This window comes from Streptomyces sp. NPDC020807, assembly GCF_040641575.1.
GTDB lineage: Bacteria > Actinomycetota > Actinomycetes > Streptomycetales > Streptomycetaceae > Streptomyces.
Genome location: NZ_JBFADU010000013.1, coordinates 14,689 through 32,676 on the forward strand (window position 1 = coordinate 14,689; position 17,988 = coordinate 32,676).

Here is a 17,988-nt window from a genome sequence, read left to right on the forward strand (position 1 = left end):
CATTCGCCTGATCAGCTCTTGCCCGCTGCCCACGGCGTCACGGTCTTCGTCCCCAGCAGCGGGGAACGGGTGTCGGGGGCGCGGATGTGAGGGCGCCCAGTTCGGGGGGACTTCACATGTCGAAGACGATGCGTGCCTTGACCCGGCCGTCGAGTACCTCGTCGATGCACTCGTTGACGGACGACAGCGGCCGGGTCTCGTAGATCACGCGGGTGCGTCCGGCGGCGTGCAGCTGGAACACCTCGGCCAGGTCCTGGCGGGTTCCCACGATCGAGCCGATGACGGACCTGCCGCCGAGGACGGTGGAGAAGATCGGCACTTGGGCGACGCCGTCCGCGGGCAGGGCCACCATGACCAGCCTGCCGCCACGGCGCAGACCGGCCAGGGCGGTCGAGAAGGCTTCTTCGCTCACTGCCAGTGCCAGGGCCGCGTGGGCTCCGCCGTGTCGCCGGAGCACCGCCGCCGGGTCCTCCTTGCGGGCGTCGATGAGGATGTCCGCGCCGAGGTCGGCGGCGAGCCGGAGCTTCTCGTCGGAGACGTCGATCGCGGCGACCGTCGCGCCGGCGATCTTGGCGTACTGCACGGCCAGGTGCCCGAGACCGCCGATACCGGAGATCGCCACGAGGTCGGCCGGTCCGACGCCGGCCACCTTCAGGGCCTTGTACGTGGTGACTCCCGCGCAGGTCAGGGGTGCCGCCTCGCGCGGGTCGACGCCGTCGGGCACGGGCTGCGCGAAGTCGGCGTAGGCGAGCATCTTCTCGGCGTAGGCGCCGTCGGTGCCGTATCCGGTGTTGACCTGCTGTTCGCACAGCGTCTCCCAGCCGGTGAGACAGTGCTCGCACCGTCCGCAGGCCCAGCCAAGCCACGGCACGGCCACGCGCTGCCCGACCGACAGATGCGTGACGCCCTTGCCGAGTTCCTCGACGACGCCGACGCCCTCGTGTCCGGGGACGAACGGGGGCGTGGGCTTGACCGGCCAGTCGCCGTGCGCCGCGTGGATGTCCGTGTGGCACAGCCCGGACGCTTCGACACGGATGCGTACTTCTCCGGGGCCGGGTACGGGATCGGGCCGCTCCTCGATCACCAGCGGTTCTCCCAGGGCCTTCACCACCGCTGCCTTCATCGCCTGCTCCTCTTGTTCGTCGCTGCTTCCAGAGTGGTGCGAGGCGCCAGGAGAGGACAGAACCGGTCAGGACCTGTATGGCGGGCCGTTCGTCCCATGATCCGCCGGGCCGCTCGGCACGGGCGGGAGACGAGGGCCCAACGGCCCTGGGACATCTCCGTTCGACCCCTGCCGCGGGGCAGGCGGGCGCCCGCACGCTGACACCACCTGCATCGGCACCCCTCGGGAGGGCGACGGACATGACCGTACGCATAGGCATCAACGGCTTCGGGCGCATCGGGCGCAACTACCTGCGCTGCGTCATGGAACGTGCGGAGGCCGCCTGCGGCACCCCGGTGGAGGTGGTGGCCGTCAACGACCTCGCCTCTCCGGCCACGCTGGCCCACCTGCTCACCTACGACTCCACCTACGGCAGGCTCGGTCGCACCGTCGAGCATGACGACGAATCGCTCACGGTCGGCGGGCACCGCATCGCCGTCACGTCCGAGCGGGACCCGGCCGACCTGCCCTGGGAGGCCCTGGGCGTGGACGTGGTCATCGAGGCCACGGGCCGCCTCCGCACCAGGGAGGGCGCCGGCCGGCACCTGCGGGCGGGTGCACGCAAGGTGCTGCTCTCGGTACCCGGCAAGGACGTGGACGCCACCCTCGTCATGGGCGTCAACGAGTACGCGTACGACCCGTACGCGCATCACGTGATCTCCAACGCGTCCTGCACCACCAACTGCGTGGCCCCGATGGTGAAGGTCCTCGACGAGCGCTTCGGGATCGTCAAGGGACTGATGACCACCATCCACGGCTACACCAACGACCAGGTCGTGCTCGACGGTCCGCACAAGGATCTGCGCCGGGGGCGTACGGCCGCCGTGAACATCATCCCGACCAGCACCGGTGCCGCCCGCGCCGTCGGTCTCGTGCTCCCGGAGCTCGCCGGCACCCTGGACGGCATCGCCGTACGCGTGCCGGTCGAGGACGGTTCGCTGACGGACCTCACCCTCGTCCTGGAGCAGCCGGTGTCCGCGGAAGACGTCAACTACGCCTTCCTCGACGCCGCGGACGGACCCCTGAAGGGCATCCTGCGGGTCAGTGACGCCCCGATCGTCTCGCGTGACATCGTCGGCGACCCCGCCTCCTGCATCGTGGACGCCCCGCTGACCCAGGCGCACGGGAACCTGGTCAAGGTGTTCGGCTGGTACGACAACGAGTGGGGCTACACCAACCGTCTCGCCGACCTGACCCAGTACGTCGCGGCCCTTCTCGACCCCCGATGAACACCGGACGCCCGGTCGACCGGGAAGAGGAAGGTGCCACGGCGCGTGCCAGGAGGGTGAGGCTGTGGCGGTGGCGCCGTAATGAGCTGCGGCACCGTTCCCACGCGGTGGAGGGCTGGATCCTCCTGGTCCTGGGCATGACCGGGTTCATCGGTGCGCCGCTGGGCGGCGCGGTGGCAGGGGAGGCCGTGCTGGAGGGGCGGGCCCAGCAGCGGAACGAGCGCCACCTCACCGATGCGGTGCTGGTGGAGGACCCCGTCCCCGCGGCCAGGGGCAGCGTACGGACCCGGGCCACCGTCGGGTGGACCGCGCCCGACGGCACCGCGCACACAGGCCGAGTGCCGGTCGGAAGCCACCTGAAGCGCGGAGCGCATGTCCCGGTGTGGACGGACGAGGACGGGGCGATGACCACCGCGCCGGTCGGCCTGGCCGCCACACGGTTCGATGCCGCGGTAGCCGCACTCGCCGTCACGGTGAGCTTCGGTTTCTTGGTGCTCGCCGCGCACCGGCTCGTGCGACGGCACTGCGAACGGCGCCGCGCTGACCAGTGGTGCCGGGAATGGGCCAGGGTCGCTCCCGAGTGGGTCCGGAAGAACGCCTGACCGGGAGCCCCAGGAGACCATCGGGCCCCTCACCGGGACCTTCGGGACCTCCGCCCCGGGCCTCTCCGGCGGAAGGCTGTAGCTGACAGGACGAGCGGACACTCCGTGACGGCCGATCCCCCCGCATCCAGGGAGCTATCCATGACTCAGGTGACCAGTGACCGCCGCGACACCCCCGACGGGGACACCCCCTCCGACGCGCGGATCGCCGTGGACGGACTCGTCGACAACGCCTCCAAGGCGCTCGCCGACTTCGAGTCCCTCACCCAGGAGCAGGTCGACCACATCGTCGCCAAGGCCTCGGTGGCCGCCCTCGACCAGCACACCGCCCTCGCTCGGCTGGCGGTGGAGGAGACCGGCCGGGGCGTCTTCGAGGACAAGGCAGCGAAGAACATGTTCGCCTGCGAGCACGTCACCCACAGCATGTCCCGGACGAAGACGGTCGGCGTCATCGCCCGTGACGACATCGAGGGCATCATCGAGATAGCCGAACCCGTCGGCGTGCTGTGCGCGGTCACCCCGGTCACCAATCCGACGTCCACCACCGTCTTCAAGGCCCTGCTGGCGCTGAAGACGCGCAACCCGGTCGTGTTCGCCTTCCACCCGTCCGCCCAGGAATGCAGCGCCGAGGCCGCCCGTGTCGTGCGGGACGCCGCCGTCGCCGCCGGGGCCCCCGAGTACTGCGTGCAGTGGATCGAGGAGCCCTCGATCGAGGCCACCGGCCTCCTCATGCGCCATCCTGGCGTGGCCCTGATCCTCGCGACCGGCGGGAACAGCATGGTCAAGGCCGCCTACTCGGCGGGCAAGCCCGCCGTGGGCGTCGGCGCCGGCAACGTACCGGCCTATGTGCACCGCAGCGCGGACCTGCGCAGGGCGGTCAACGACCTCGTCCTGTCCAAGTCCTTCGACAACGGCATGATCTGCGCGTCCGAACAGGCGGTCATCCTCGACACCGACATCTACGACGAGGCCCTGACCGAGTTCCAGCGCCTGCACGCGTACCTCGCGACGGCCGAGGAGAAGAGGAAGCTGGAGACCTACCTCTTCCCGCCGGACCCGGCCGGCCGACAGGGCCGCGTCAACCCGGCAGCCGTTGGCCAGAGCCCCGCCTGGATCGCCGAGCGGGCGGGGTTCGCGGTCCCCGCGGAGACATCGCTCATCCTGGCCGAGGCGAGCCGCGTCGGTCCCGACGAGCCGCTGACGCGGGAGAAGCTCTGCCCGGTCCTCGCCGTGCTGCGGGCCGGCTCGACCGAGGAGGGCTTCGACCTCGCGGCCGACATGGTCGCCTTCCACGGGCAGGGACACAGCGCCGTGATCCACACCGGCGATCCGGCCCTTGCCGAGCGCTACGGGCGCCGCATGAAGACCGTGCGGATCATCGTCAACTCGCCGTCGTCCCAGGGCGCGATCGGCGGCGTCTACAACCGCCTCCTGCCCTCGCTGACCCTTGGCTGCGGCTCGTGGGGGAGCACATCGGTCTCCGACAACGTCTCGGCCGCCCAGCTGCTCAACATCAAGCGGGTGACGACGCGGCAGAACAACCTCCAGTGGTTCAAGGTGCCCCCGAAGACCTACTTCGAGCCGCAGGCCATCCGCTATCTGACAGCGATGCCGGAGGTCCACCGCGTCACTGTCGTCACCGACGCCACCATGACCCGTCTCGGATACGTCGACCGCGTCAATCGCGTCCTGCAGCAGCGGGAGCGGCCCGTAACCATCCAGGTCATCGACGACGTCGAACCGGAGCCGAGCATCGATTCCGTACGACGCGGAGCCGCCCTCATGCGCGACTTCCGGCCGGACACCATCATCGCCCTCGGTGGCGGGTCGCCCATGGACGCGGCCAAGGTGATGTGGCTGCTGTACGAGCAGCCGGACATCGACTTCGCCGACATGCGGCAGAAGTTCTCCGACATCCGCAAGCGCGCCTTCCGCTTCCCGGTGCTGGGCAAGCAGGCCCGGCTGGTCTGCGTCCCCACCACCTCGGGCACCGGCGCCGAGGTCACCCCCTTCGCGGTGATCTCCGACCCGGCGACCGGCAAGAAGTACCCGCTGGCCGACTACGCCCTCACCCCCAGCGTCGCGATCGTCGACCCGGTACTCACCGCCGACCTGCCGGCGACGCTCGCCGCCGACAGCGGCTTCGACGCCCTCACCCACGCCACCGAGGCGTACGTCTCGGTCTACGCCAACGACTTCACCGACGGCCTTGCACTGCACGCCATCAAGCTGATCTTCGAGAACCTCGAAGCCGCCGTCACCGGCCAGGACGCACAGCGATCCCGCGCCCGGGAGAAGATGCACAACGCGGGCACCATCGCCGGCATGGCCTTCGGCAACGCCTTCCTCGGCATCGTCCACGCCATGTCCCACACCCTGGGCGCCACCTTCCACATCGCCCACGGGCGCACCAATGCGGTCCTCCTGCCGCACGTGATCCGCTACAACGGCACGGTTCCCGCCAAACTGACGGGCTGGCCCAAGTACGAGAGCTACCGGGCGCCCGAGCGCTTCCAGGACATCGCCCGCGCTCTGGGACTGCCGGCCTCGACCCCCGCCGAAGGCGTCGCCTCGTACGCCGCCGCCGTGGAACGCCTGCGTGACGCCGTCGGAATCGAACCCTCCTTCCGAGCACTGGGCATCGGCGAGGCGGCCTTCATCACGGCTCTTCCCGAGCAGGCGCTGAACGCCTACGAGGATCAGTGCGCCCCGGCCAACCCGCGCATGCCGATGCTGGACGACATGGAGGACATCATGCGAGCCGCCTACTGCGCCGGGCCCCGGCCACTGCCCTTGAGCTGACGCTCCGGGCCACCCGCTCGGCCGTTAGGCTGTCACGGCACGGGCGGGTGACCGACGGAGGAGGCCCAGTGGGCGTGGAGGAGCCGCTGTCGCGGATGCCCCAGATGCGGCTCGACGAGCTGCTGGAGGAACTGCAGGCGCGCATCAACGCCGCCCGCGGCACACGGGACCGGGTGCACAGCCTGCTGGAGGCGGTCGTCTCGGTCGGCCGCGAGCTGGACCTCTCGCAGGTGCTGCGGCGCATCGTGGAAGCCGCCGCACTGCTCGTCGACGCCCAGTACGCGGCGCTTGGAGTGATCGGGCCCGACGGCCGGACCCTGTCGCAGTTCCTCACCGTCGGCCTGACCGAGGAAGAGATCACCAGGATCGGGCCCCTGCCGGCCGGGCACGGCATCCTGGGCGAGCTCATCCGCAAACCCGAACCGCTCCGCCTGACCGACCTCGGCGCCCACGAGGCGTCTTACGGTTTCCCCGCCCACCACCCGCCCATGCGGACCTTCCTGGGTGTGCCCATCCGGGTGCGCGACGAGGTCTTCGGCAACCTCTACCTGACCGACAAACACGGGGGCATGGACTTCGACGCCGAGGACGAGTCGGTCATTTCCACGCTGTCCGTCGCCGCCGGGGTCGCCATTGACAACGCCCGGCTCTACGAAGCCTCGCAGCGCCAGCAGCGCTGGCTCCGGGCAAGTGCGGAGATCACCAACAGCCTGCTCTCCGGCAGCCCGCGACTGGCGGTCCTGGAGCTCATCGCCCGCCGCGCCCGGGAGATCACCGGGGCCGGACTCGCCGACGTCTCCGTGCCCGTCGCCGGGACGGACGACCTCGTCGTGGAACTGGCCGTCGGCGCGGACGACACCACCCGCAACGGCCTGGTGGTCCCGGTCGAAGGCACCCTGTCCGGAGCCGCCTACGCCTCCGGCGCGCCCGTGACCACCGTCGGCCTCGCGGAGGACGACCGCTACACCGCCGGCCCCCGCCGCTTCGAGGGACTGGGCCCGGCGGTCGCCGTCCCCCTGGGCACCGCCGCCAAGGACACCCGCGGTGTCCTCCTGCTGGCCCGGCACCAAGGAGACCCGGTTTTCACCGAAGCGGAACTGGAGCCGCTGCTGGCCTTCGCCGGACAGGCCGCGCTCGCCCTCGAGCTGGCCGAGCGCCGCGACGACGCCGAACAGCTGGCCATTCTCGAGGACCGTGACCGCATCGCTCGTGACCTCCACGACCTGGCCATCCAGCGGCTGTTCGCGACCGGCATGACCCTGCAGAGCGCCGCGCGCCTCGTCCAGCACGAGGGCGCCGCCGAACGCGTCTCACGCGCTGTCGCCGACCTCGACGAGACGATCAAGATCATCCGATCCACGATCTTCGGCCTGCGCGCCCGAGAAGAGGACACGGGGCCCAGCCTGCGCGCACGGGTCGCACGCACCGTGGGCGAGACGGCGACCACGCTCGGATTTCCGCCCCACCTGAGCATGGAGGGCCTACTCGACACGGACGTCCCCCCGCAGGTGGCCGATCACATCATGGCGGCCCTCACCGAGACGCTGAGCAACGCGGCCCGGCACGCGCACGCCACCAGGGTCGAGGTCGCCCTGCGGGCCACCTCCGACGAGGTCGTCCTCACCGTGACGGACAACGGCAGAGGGATCCCCGTCGACGGCAGGCGCAGCGGACTGGCCAACCTGCGGGAACGGGCCCACGGCGTCGGCGGCACCCTGACGATCGAGCGCCCGGACGAGGGGGGCAGCCGACTCGTGTGGCGGGCGCCGCTCGCCATCGGCCCCGCTGAGTGACCGCAGGTTCCTCGGTCGGAGCACGTCCGATCCTTACGGATGGACCGGGGCCGGTGACACCTCTGCGGGCCTCCTGCCGTTCTGGGGGTGCCGTGCGGCGGTTCCCGCAGCCCCCGGGGGGGGGGTATGCCGTCGCGGGACTCGGCTGTAGGTGTGACCGGCGGGCCCTATGCGGTGAGCCGCAAGCCCGTCACCAGGTCCGGCCGGATACGCAACGCGGCATTCGTGGCGGGGTGTTGCGCCCATGGACGCAGACGGGCGGCGAAACGCGCGACTTCGCTCTCGTCAGTGACCCGGCAGGCGTACCCGGTGACGACCACGCTCCAGCCGAGGTGCGTCTCGGGGTCGATGACGTCAGCCTCGTAAGCCACCACGACACCTTCGGCCTGGGTAGGCGTCACGATGGAGGCGAGCGTCGCGCCGTCGTGCAACTGGACGATGATGTCCTCGCCGTCCATGAGGTGGTTGACCGGGCGGATGGCCGGCAGGGCCTGCTGAGTGAAGACGATGCGCCCGAGCGAGATGCTGCCGAGCAGCCGCAGGGCCTCGGCACGGCCCAGCTGTCCCATCCGCCGGGGCGCCACCGCCTCACGGTGGTCGTCCGCCGTGGCACGCGTGGCTTCGTCCTTCATCGTGCTCGCCTTCTGCTGCGGCTCGGCCCCGAACAGCTTCGCCACCTCCGGCCAGCGTCTCCCTTCACACATTTGCTCGGTAGGGCCGAACGGGCCTTCTCGGCCGTGCCGGTTGCCGGTGGTTCCGAAGGCGGATCTCCGCGACGGGTCAAGCGAAGGAGCAGGGCACGGCACGGTCCACGCCCAGGGTGCGGATGACGCGAGCGGGAAGTCGCTGGATGTGACACAGGCGCAGACGCACGCCGGCCGCTGCGCACCAGCGGTGCACGCGCAGGAACAGCGCCACGCCGGAACTGTCGCAGAAGGTGACGTCTGCCAGGTCGAGCAGCAGGTCACACTCGGCCTGCCGTGCCAGGTGGGTCAGTTCCGCCTCGATGTGCGCAGCGGTGTACAGGTCCAGCTCCCCGGCCACGGCGACTGCCGTCGTGCTGTGATCCAGCTGGGCCGTGGTCAGGCTGATCGGGGGCGTCGTCATGGCGTCTGCCCTACTTTCTTGATCCAGGCGGTGTCCCGGGGCCCTGAGCGCCCCAGCCGTGCCGGCGCCGGAAGTCCATCAGAGCGCGAGCCCGGACAGCAGGTCCAGCGGGCCCTTACTCAGAGGGCCGAACGTCCCTCGCCGGCGGTGCCCCCGCACAGCGGGAGCACGTGGCCGGACGGGAAGAGCGCGACGGGCGCCGTTCATCCGACTCGTGATCGTCGGCCACAGGAGGTGGAGTGGGAATCTGGGACACCGGGTACTGGCATTTCCGGGACGCTGGCCAGGTATGAGGGCCATCCGGCCCTGGGCGATGGTCCCGCTCGCGCCGCAGAATGCATGGAGCCCTTACCGGCGGAGAACTCGGCGAACACGGAGTGTGTGATGACGGACAGCAGCGGCGGCCTCACCGAGAAGGAGCCGGTCAGGGTCTTCCTTCTCGACGACCACGAGGTGGTGCGTCGCGGTGTGCACGACCTCCTGGACGCCGAGCCCGATCTGACAGTGGTCGGTGAGGCGGGCACGGTGGAGCAGGCGCTGGTACGGGTGCCCGCCCTGCGCCCGCAGGTCGCCGTTCTCGACGTGCGGCTGCCGGACGGGGACGGAGTGAGCGTGTGCCGGGAGCTGCGCTCCCGTATGCCCGACCTGGCCTGTCTGATGCTGACGTCATTCGACGACGAGGAGGCGCTGCTCGACGCGATCATGGCCGGTGCGTCCGGCTACGTCCTCAAGCAGATCACGGGCACCGACCTGGTCACCGCCGTGCGTACGGTGGCGTCCGGTCAGTCCATGCTGGACCCCGGCGCCACGGCACGGGTGATGGCCCGGCTTCGTGGCGGAGCGCCCCATGAAGAGCAGCCGCAGGGCCTGCCAGGCCTGACGGACCGGGAGCGCGAGATCCTCGCCCTGGTCGGGGAAGGACTGACCAACCGGGAGATCGGCAAGAGGCTGTACTTGGCGGAGAAGACGGTCAAGAACAACATCTCCCGGCTGCTGGCCAAGCTGGGCGTGGAGCGCCGGGTGCAGGCCGCCGTCATCGCCACCCAGGCACTGGCTGCCCGTGAGGGCCAGGGCGGTCCGGTCGAACGGGAAGGCGGCCCACGGGGCTGACGTCGGTAGCACACGCGGAGGTAGCACACGCGGATGCGAACCGGTGAGGCAGCCGCTGCCTGGTGCTCCGCCGGAGCTGAGCAGGGGCCGCGGTCTGCATCTCCCGTGGTACGAAGAGCGCGAAGGGGCCCGGCAACAGGCTGCCGGGCCCCTTCGCGCTTCGACCCCGGCGACGTCCGGACGGCCACTTGCCGTGAATGTCTCTTCGACCCGGGTACGGAAGTCACCTGCCGTGTGTCTTCGTGATCGATGCCAGTGCTTTCTCAAGATCTCGCCCGGCCATCGTGGCGGTCTTCGGTGCCATGAGGAATCGGGTGGAATGATCCGCGTTCCTCGGGGCAGGCGGCTGCCGTGCCCTGGTCTCCTGCTGAGCTCGTTCTGCCGATGAGTTCTGCCCTCGTCCGGGCCGGCTTCGATGTACTGGGCGACGATGACGCCGACATCCCGGGGCTGTATGTGACCCAGGCGGCCGAGGGCGCCTTGGTTCGTTGGCGGCCCTCGGACGGTTTCACCTCGCTGACCCGTGAACAGGCATGTCGTGCTGCGAGCGACGACCGTGTGAGAGTACTTGTGCAGACTGCCGTATCAGGCACGCTCGTTGAACTGGGGCACGCCCTCACGAGATCGCCTGATGGGCTTGACCTGATCGTCCTCGCCGACGCGGTCACCGCGCCGCATGGTGACAAAGAGGCCTGGATCATGCCGTTGGAGCCTGCGGTGACTCCTTTCGATCGCCCTTGACCAACTGCGCGATCCGGTCCCGGGTGCGAGCCGCTGTCGAGCGCCCCTCCCGCGCGATCCCACAGCTCAGTCGACGGCAGCTCGTCCGGCTTCCGCTGTCGTGTGAACAAGGCGGTAGGACTGGGCGCCGGTCTCGGCCGGCCCGCCCGGCACGTGTTCCTCACCGTGCGGTCGCTGCTTCGGCGGTCCGGGTGGTGCCGCTCCCGTGGCGGGGCCGGCCGTGTAACCGGTCCCCACCACGAGGAGGCTGTCAGTCGTGCGGTACGACGGCGACGGGGCAGGGGGCATGGTGCAGGGCGGCGTGGGCGACCGAACCGATGCGGGTACCGACGGGCGCGCGGCGCGTTCGTCGGCCGACCACGAGCAGCTGCGCGTCCGGCACGGTGGACAGCAGTACCTGTCCCGCGCTGCCGATCTCGACGTGCTCGGTCACCGGGACGTCCGGGAACCGTGTTCGCCACGGGGCGAGTGCCTCCGCCAGGGCCTTCCTCTCGAACGGCTCCAGCCCTCCGGCCTCGTCCGCGAGGAGCATCGAGCCCGGGCTGTAGGCGAAGACCGGCGGCAGGCTCCAGGCCCGTACCGCCCGCAGGGCCGCGCCGCGTGCGGCCGCCTCCTCGAAGGCGAAGCCGAGCACCGTGTCGCTGTCCTCCGGCGTGCCCTGCTGGCCCACGACGATCTCGCCGCCCTCTGTCCGGGGTGTCTGCCCGTCGCGGGCGCGCACGGACACCACGGGTCGTTTCGCCGTGGCGATCACCTGCTGACCGTAGGAGCCGAGGAGGAAGCCGACGAACGCCCCGTGCCCCCGCGAACCCAGCACCAGCATCTCGGCCGCTTCGGCCTCCTTCAGGAGAGCGGCGACCGCGGTGTCCTGGACCACCTCGGCGGTGACCGGGAGGGCCGGGTGGCGGCCGGCGACGCGTGTCTCTGCCTCGCGCAGCACGGCGCGGGCGGACTTGGCCTGCGTCTCCCTGTCCTGGACGACGGGGACGTCGAGGGGCTGCCAGAGCCAGGCGTGCACGATGCGCAGCGGCACCCCGCGCAGTTCGGCTTCGCGTGCCGCCCAGTCCGCCGCTGCGAAGCTTTCCGCGGAGCCGTCCACTCCTACGGTGATGGCGCTGGTCATGAGGGTGCCTCCATGCGGTTCGACAGGCATGGCCGCTTCGGCCGTGCTTCCTGTCCTCAGCCTCCGTGAGGAGGCGGTGGTCCGCCGAGGGCCCATCGGCCCTGTCTCCCGGCCGTTCGGGTCACGCCGCCGTGGCCGTCCGCCCGAGGGCGTGCGGCCGCGAGGCCTCCTGGCCCACAGCAGGGACCTCCGGCCCCCTGCGCGCGTCGCCCCGGCCGATCACTGTGGACGGACAGGCCCGCCCAGCAGCGCCCCCGGATCGCCCGGACGGCGATCTTCGGGCCCAGTCAGCCCGCGTGTGCCGCGTCCGGTCCGCCCGGCCGCCGACCTATGGAGTCCCCATGTCCCGTGCCATCACCGCCGGCCTCGATGGATCCCCGGAAAGCCTCGCCGCCGCGCAGTGGGCCGCCCACGAGGCATTGCGACGTGCCGTGCCGCTGCGACTGCTCCGTGTCTGGAGCATCGACGAGGATCCCCGTACCCGTGTGGTCGACCCGGTGACGGCACGGAAATGGGGCGAGCGCACGCTCGCCATCGCCGAAAGGCGGCTACGGCGCCGCCACCCGAGCGTGGACATCGAGCCGGCGTGGGTGGCCGGCGACCCGGTGGAGGAGCTGTGCGGTGCTGCCGGGGAAGCGGAACTGCTGGTGCTCGGCTCCCGCGGTCTCGGTGGCCTGGCCGGATTCCTCGCCGGGTCGGTCTCCCTGGCCGTGCTCGCCCGCACGCGGCGCCCGGTCGTCCTCGTCCGCCCGCACGCCCCCCTGGAGCCCCAGGAGGAACGTACGGGGGAGGTGGTCATCGGTCTGGACGTGTCCGCCGCCGCCAGCGACGAGCTGCTCGCCTTCGGCTTCGCCGCCGCGGACCGGTACGGCTGCGGACTGCGCGTGGTGCACCGGTGGGCCGTTCCGGCGCTCTACGGACCCGACATGCTCGGCGCACTGCCACTGCTCCTGACGGAGGTCGCCGAAGACACGCGACGGGCGCTCGACGAGGCGCTGGCCCCCTGGACCGAGAAGTTCCCGGACGTGGCGGTGGAGCGCGACTGCCGCCAGGGCCGACCTGCGCAGGACCTGATGGAGCTGTCGCACGACGCCCGGCTCGTCGTCGTCGGCCGCAAGGTCCGCCGGGCACGGCTCGGCACCCACATCGGGGCCGTCACCCACGCGGTCCTGCACCACTGCCTGGCGCCGGTCGCGGTCGTACCGCACGACTGAACGGACCCGACCGCAGAGCGGCGCGCACCGATGTGGCCCGTCCGGCATCGGCCCCGGACGGTTCGAGCAGCCGTGCCGCCCGAGCGGCTGCCTCCCCTTTCCCAGCGACGACTCCGCGCGGCCCGCGAGGGAGAGCGCAAGGTCCCTCGCACCGCCGGGACCACCGGCCCTTTCCACCCGGAACGACAAGGCCGGTCAGCGGCTTCGCACGCCCGTTGCGGCCCTCGGCCGGTGGCAGACGACCGACGAACATCGAAGGTGAGGCCGGGCCGCCTCGCCCGCCTCGCAGGCCGCCGTCCCTTGGAGATGACGACATGACCGTGACCGTCCAGCCCCCCGCCGGAACCCGGCGCGAACCCGATGAACGGCCGCGACCACCGCGGAATGGCGGCCTCGGCGCTGTCGGTCGCGAAGATCCCGTACGACCAGGCCCGCGACGGCATCTCCCTGACGTCCACCATCACCCCCGAGGGCCTCGGGCACGAGCCGGCCGAACGCGCAGGACACCTCGTCGGAATCCTCGACGCCTACACCGCCGAAGGCGGCTTCCACATGAACGTCAACGTCCTCGACCGCGCCACACTGGAGGACGCCATGGAACACCCGGACGACTACCCGGAGCTGACCATCCGCGTCTCCGGCTACGCCGTCAACTTCGTCCGGCTCACCCGCGAGCAGCAGCTCGACGTCATCAACCGCACCTTCCACGGCGCGCGATGACCGCCGGCCGCATCCACTCCTGGGACCTGTCCACCGGCGTGGACGGGCCCGGGACCCGTTTCGTCCTCTTCCTCAGCGGCTGCCCGCTGCGCTGCCTGTACTGCGCCAACCCCGACACCTGGCACATGCGCGACGGGGAGCAGGCCACCGTGGACGACGTGCTGGCCCGCATCGAGCGGTACCAGCGGTTCACCGACCTGGCCGGCGGGGGAGTGACCCTCACCGGAGGCGAGCCCCTGCTCCAACCCGCCTTCACGGCCGAGGTCCTACGGCGGTGCAAGGAGCTCGGCCTGCACACGGCCCTGGACACCTCCGGTGCTCTGGGCGCTCGGGCCGACGACACCCTCCTGGCCGATACCGATCTCGTCCTGCTCGACATCAAGTCCTTCGACGCCGGCGTCTACCGACGCCTGACCGGCGGCCACCTCGCGCCCACCCTCGGCTTCGCCGCTCGGCTGAACCGCCTCGGCGTCCCGGCCTGGATCCGCTACGTCCTCGTCCCCGGCTGGAACGACGACCCCGCGGCCATCGACGGCCTCGCTCGCCTCCTCGCCGATCTGGACAACATCGACCGCGTCGACGTCCTTCCCTTCCACAAGCTCGGTGCCGCCAAGTACGACGCGCTCGGCATCCCCTTCCCCCTCCGCGACCATCCCGTCCCCGGCGTCGCACTGGTCGAGCGCGTGCGTGAGCAGTTCCGAGCGCACGGCCTGCGGGCGCAATGAACCGGTCGGCCGGGGTGAACGACGCGTGTGCCGTCCGGCACCGAGAAGGACAGGCGCCCGGCTCTCGCGGTCCGCGTCACCGAATGACGCGGTACCGCGAAGGTGAACCGGACGTGCCGTCGGCGAGGGGATGCTCACGGGGCGACCTCACCCGGGCGCGCCGCTCCCGCTCCCGCGTTGTGTCCTCGCTCGCCGACCGGTGCGGTCTTGGCACTATGGAGGACCGAGCACCTGGCGGGAAGACGGGTTTCCGGCAGCGATGGCCTGGAGGTTGGACGTGAGCACAGGACGTAACACAGGCTCCCGGCACAGCTGCGGTCGTCAGTGAACGCCGGACACCCCCCAGGGCAGGAGGGGAGGTCCTCGGGCTGCTTGCAGCGCGTGGAGGGTGTCGTCTTCGACACGGACGGCGTGATCACCGACTCGGCCCGTGTTCACGCCGCGGCGTGGAAGACCGCCTTCGACGCCTGCCTGCGGTCCCACCCTCCCACGGACCCGCACGAGAGGCGGCCGTTCGGCAGGGACGACTACCTGCGGTACGTCGACGGCAGATCCCGCATGGAGGGCGCCGCCTCCTTCCTCGCATCCCGTGGCCTCACGCTTCCTCCCGGCAGGCTCGCCGATCCGCCCGGAACGGACACCGTGGCGGCCGTGGCCGCCTACAAGGAGCAGCTCTTCACCGACCGGCTGCGGACATACGGGATCGAGGCGTACCCGGGCACCCTGCTCCTGCTGAGGAGGTTGTGCGAGCGAGGGGTGCCGATGGCGGCCGCGTCCGCCTCCCGACACGCCGGAGAACTGCTCAGCCGGTCCGGAGCCCTGCCGTACTTCACCGCCGTGGTGGACGGAGCCGAGGCGGCCCGCCTGGGCCTGGAGGGCAAACCCGCCCCCGACCTCTTCCTCGAAGCCGCCCGACGGCTGGGACTGCCGCCCGCGCGCACGGCCGTGGTCGAGGACGCCCTGGCCGGTGTGGAGGCAGGCCGGCGTGGCGCATTCCGGCTCGTGGTCGGAGTGGACCGGAGCGCGCGGCCGGACACGCGCGCCGCGCTCCTCGACCGCGGCGCCGACATCGTGGTCGACGACCTTTCCGAACTGCTCACCGAAGCCACCGAGGACCGCTGATGACGGAGCACATCCCGGAGACGAACCACACCTGGGAGTACGAGGGGTACGAGCCCGGTCGGGAGCGCTTGCGGGAGGCGCTGTGCACGCTCGGCAACGGTTACATGGCCACCCGGGGCGCGGCTCCTGAGTGCGTGGCCGATGCGGTGCACTATCCGGGAACGTACGCCGCCGGCTGCTACAACCGGCTGACGTCCACCGTCGCCGGCCGGCAGGTCGAGAACGAGGACATGGTCAACCTGCCCAACTGGCTGCCGCTGCGTTTCCGTATGTACAGCCCCGAGGGCGACACGCCATGGTTCACGCCCGACGGCGGAGCCCTGCGTGAGCACCGCCAGCATCTCGACCTGCGCACCGGCACGCTGGAGCGCACGACGAAGTACGAGGCCGACGGGCGTGTGCTCGCCGTACGCCAGCTCCGCCTCGTACACATGGGGGACCCCCATCTCGCGGCACTGCGAACCGAGTTCACGGCCGAAGGCGGCTGGTCCGGCGACATCGAGGTGGAGGCCGCCCTCGACGGTGCGGTGACCAACTCCGGTGTGCCCCGCTACCAGCAGCTCGACGGGCGCCACCTCGTCCACGTGAACGCGGGCGACGGGACATCCGACACCACGTGGCTGCGGTGCAGGACCAGCACCTCCGACGTCCGCATCGGCCTGGCCGCCCGTACGACGGCCGACACCGGCGTGGTCGAGGCCGGCACGGCGCACGAGCCGTTGCGGGCCGTGCAGCGCCTGCGCCTCCGGCTGTCCGCCTCGGAGGGCTCTCGTACGGTCGACAAGGTCATCGCCCTGTACACGTCCCGGGATCCCGCCATCAGCGATCCGCTGCACGCGGCGATCGACGCGGTCGGGCGGGCGCCCTCCTTTCCGGCGCTCCTGGAGTCCCACCGCGCAGCCTGGCGCCAGCTGTGGCGCCGGGCGGACCTGGACGTGCCGGGCGACCCCGGCCGGATCCTGCGGCTGCACCTCTTCCACGTGCTCCAGACCCTGTCACCGCACACCGCCGAACTGGACGTCGGCGTCCCTGCCCGGGGCCTCCACGGCGAGGCGTACCGCGGGCACGTCTTCTGGGACGAGCTGTTCGTCCTGCAGTACCTGAACCTGCACCTTCCCGAGGTGTCCCGTGCCCTGCTCCTCTACCGGCACCGGCGACTGCCGCGCGCCCTGAACGCGGCCCGCGACGCGGGCAGGAGGGGCGCTCTCTATCCGTGGCAGAGCGGCAGCGACGGGCGGGAGGAGACCCAGCAGCTGCACCTCAACCCACGGTCCGGGCGCTGGCTCCCCGATCACTCGCACCTCCAGCACCATGTGGGCTCGGCCATCGCGTACAACGTGTGGAAGTACTACGAGGCGAGCGGGGACAGCGAGTTCCTGCACACCAAGGGGGCCGAGATGCTGACGCAGATCGCCCGCTTCTGGGCCGACTCGGCGACCTACGACACGGGCACCGGGCGCTATCGGATCCTCGGTGTGGTCGGACCGGACGAGTACCACGACTCCTACCCCGGGGCACTCACCCCGGGGCTCGACGACAACGCCTACACCAACGTCTGCGCGTCCTGGGTGCTCACGCGCGCCCTGCACGTGCTGCGGGAGCTTCCCGCACCGCGTCGCGTGGAGCTGTGCGAGCGGACGGGCCTCGACGACGCGGAGCTCGCTCTGTGGGAGGAGGTGTCGCGCAAGCTCCGCGTGCCCTTCCACGGCGGCGTCATCAGCCAGTTCGAGGGCTACGGCGATCTGGCGGAACTGGACTGGGAGGGCTACCGCGCCCGGTACGGCGACATCCGCCGACTCGACCGGATCCTGGAGGCGGAGGGCGACACGGTCAACCGCTACCAGGCGTCGAAGCAGGCCGATGTCCTCATGCTCGGCTACCTCTTCTCACCGCCCGAGCTCGCCGGCATCTTCAGCCGCCTGGGATACGAGCTGGACGACGCGACCTGGAGCCGCACCGTCGACCACTACCTGCACCGCACCAGCCACGGCTCGACCCTGAGCGGGCTGGTCCACGGCTGGGTGCTGTCACGGGTCCGCCGCGAGGAGGCGTGGACCTACGTCCAGGAAGCGCTCGAAGGCGATGTCGCCGACCTTCAGGGCGGGACCACGGAAGAGGGCATCCACCTGGGCGCTATGGCCGGCACGATCGACCTCGTACAGCGCGGACTCACCGGCCTGGAGACCCGGGGCGGCGCCCTGTGGCTGGACCCCGTGGCCTCCCCGCGGTTCACCGAGTACGGCTTCTCCATCCGCTACCAGGGCCATTGGGGCGTCCAGCTCCGGGTGCGTCCCGGCAGCCTGCAGATCAGCGTGCCGCCTTCGGACATGTCCCCGATCGATGTCCGGCTGCCCGACCGTGCCGTTTCGGTGGAGCCGGGAGACTCGGCCGTGCTCGCGTTGGGCCGGCCGTGAGCGGTGGGCATCGCACCGGTGACCACCGCCGCCGTGCCGACGGTGGCACGTGGGCGCCGGTTGCGCCGTCGCGGGTCGGCGAGACCCTGGAAGGGACCACGGTCGAGCAGGGCCTCACCCGTGA

General features: G+C 71.1%; 14 protein-coding genes and 1 pseudogene. 11 read left to right on the forward strand and 4 right to left on the reverse strand.

The genetic code is table 11. The features are described 5' to 3' along the window. Positions 1-112: 112 nt before the first annotated feature. Positions 113-1,123: an alcohol dehydrogenase AdhP gene (gene adhP, locus AB0G79_RS19850; RefSeq protein ID WP_360808093.1), complete on the reverse strand. Its 1,011-nt coding sequence runs from the start codon at positions 1,121-1,123 to the stop codon at positions 113-115. 239 nt (positions 1,124-1,362) lie between these two features. Between adhP and gap the strand changes: the two genes are divergently transcribed. The 4 genes from gap to AB0G79_RS19870 all read left to right on the forward strand — a co-directional run bounded on the left by gap (position 1,363) and on the right by AB0G79_RS19870 (position 7,588). Then, the gene (gene gap / locus AB0G79_RS19855; RefSeq protein WP_360808095.1) at positions 1,363-2,391 is read left to right on the forward strand and encodes a type I glyceraldehyde-3-phosphate dehydrogenase; all 1,029 of its coding nucleotides are present in this window, start codon (positions 1,363-1,365) and stop codon (positions 2,389-2,391) included. Continuing rightward, on the forward strand, positions 2,388-2,993 hold the full coding sequence (locus tag AB0G79_RS19860) for a hypothetical protein (RefSeq protein WP_360808096.1): 606 nt from the start codon (positions 2,388-2,390) through the stop codon (positions 2,991-2,993). Before gap ends, AB0G79_RS19860 begins: the two co-directional genes overlap by 4 nt. 141 nt (positions 2,994-3,134) lie before the next feature. Beyond that, the gene (gene adhE / locus AB0G79_RS19865; RefSeq protein ID WP_360808098.1) at positions 3,135-5,795 is read left to right on the forward strand and encodes a bifunctional acetaldehyde-CoA/alcohol dehydrogenase; all 2,661 of its coding nucleotides are present in this window, start codon (positions 3,135-3,137) and stop codon (positions 5,793-5,795) included. A 104-nt stretch (positions 5,796-5,899) separates the two neighbouring features. Next, positions 5,900-7,588 carry a GAF domain-containing sensor histidine kinase gene (locus tag AB0G79_RS19870; protein ID WP_360808374.1) on the forward strand — a complete coding sequence of 563 codons (1,689 nt, stop codon included), beginning with the start codon at positions 5,900-5,902 and terminating at the stop codon, positions 7,586-7,588. Positions 7,589-7,755: 167 nt separating this feature from the next. Here AB0G79_RS19870 and AB0G79_RS19875 read toward each other — a convergent pair whose 3' ends face one another. Both AB0G79_RS19875 and AB0G79_RS19880 read right to left on the reverse strand, forming a co-directional pair. Continuing rightward, positions 7,756-8,157: a pyridoxamine 5'-phosphate oxidase family protein gene (locus AB0G79_RS19875; RefSeq protein WP_360808376.1), complete on the reverse strand. Its 402-nt coding sequence runs from the start codon at positions 8,155-8,157 to the stop codon at positions 7,756-7,758. Between the two features lie 211 nt (positions 8,158-8,368). After that, on the reverse strand, positions 8,369-8,695 hold the full coding sequence (locus tag AB0G79_RS19880; protein ID WP_360808100.1) for an STAS domain-containing protein: 327 nt from the start codon (positions 8,693-8,695) through the stop codon (positions 8,369-8,371). A 384-nt stretch (positions 8,696-9,079) separates the two neighbouring features. Between AB0G79_RS19880 and AB0G79_RS19885 the strand changes: the two genes are divergently transcribed. Then, positions 9,080-9,805 (forward strand): response regulator transcription factor, encoded by a 726-nt coding sequence (locus AB0G79_RS19885; RefSeq protein ID WP_360808102.1) that lies wholly within the window; start codon positions 9,080-9,082, stop codon positions 9,803-9,805. Positions 9,806-10,189: 384 nt separating this feature from the next. Then, positions 10,190-10,546, forward strand: a complete 357-nt coding sequence (locus tag AB0G79_RS19890) for a hypothetical protein (protein ID WP_360808104.1) — start codon at positions 10,190-10,192, stop codon at positions 10,544-10,546. A gap of 250 nt (positions 10,547-10,796) precedes the next feature. On the opposite strand, the gene AB0G79_RS19895 is transcribed toward AB0G79_RS19890, so the two are convergent. Beyond that, positions 10,797-11,669: a universal stress protein gene (locus tag AB0G79_RS19895; RefSeq protein WP_360808106.1), complete on the reverse strand. Its 873-nt coding sequence runs from the start codon at positions 11,667-11,669 to the stop codon at positions 10,797-10,799. Positions 11,670-12,010: 341 nt separating this feature from the next. Between AB0G79_RS19895 and AB0G79_RS19900 the strand changes: the two genes are divergently transcribed. The 5 genes and pseudogenes from AB0G79_RS19900 to AB0G79_RS19920 all read left to right on the forward strand — a co-directional run bounded on the left by AB0G79_RS19900 (position 12,011) and on the right by AB0G79_RS19920 (position 17,864). Then, a complete protein-coding gene (locus AB0G79_RS19900; RefSeq protein WP_360808108.1) occupies positions 12,011-12,883 on the forward strand; it encodes a universal stress protein in 873 nt (290 codons plus the stop codon). Between the two features lie 345 nt (positions 12,884-13,228). After that, positions 13,229-13,603 (forward strand): annotated as a pseudogene (locus AB0G79_RS19905) (glycine radical domain-containing protein); the annotation flags it as partial. Continuing rightward, positions 13,600-14,328 (forward strand): pyruvate formate-lyase-activating protein, encoded by a 729-nt coding sequence (gene pflA, locus AB0G79_RS19910; protein WP_360808109.1) that lies wholly within the window; start codon positions 13,600-13,602, stop codon positions 14,326-14,328. The pseudogene AB0G79_RS19905 and the gene pflA, both read left to right, overlap by 4 nt. Before the next feature lie 372 nt (positions 14,329-14,700). Next, on the forward strand, positions 14,701-15,450 hold the full coding sequence (locus AB0G79_RS19915) for an HAD-IA family hydrolase (RefSeq protein ID WP_360808111.1): 750 nt from the start codon (positions 14,701-14,703) through the stop codon (positions 15,448-15,450). Beyond that, positions 15,450-17,864: a glycosyl hydrolase family 65 protein gene (locus AB0G79_RS19920; RefSeq protein ID WP_360808113.1), complete on the forward strand. Its 2,415-nt coding sequence runs from the start codon at positions 15,450-15,452 to the stop codon at positions 17,862-17,864. Before AB0G79_RS19915 ends, AB0G79_RS19920 begins: the two co-directional genes overlap by 1 nt. Positions 17,865-17,988 lie beyond the last annotated feature (124 nt).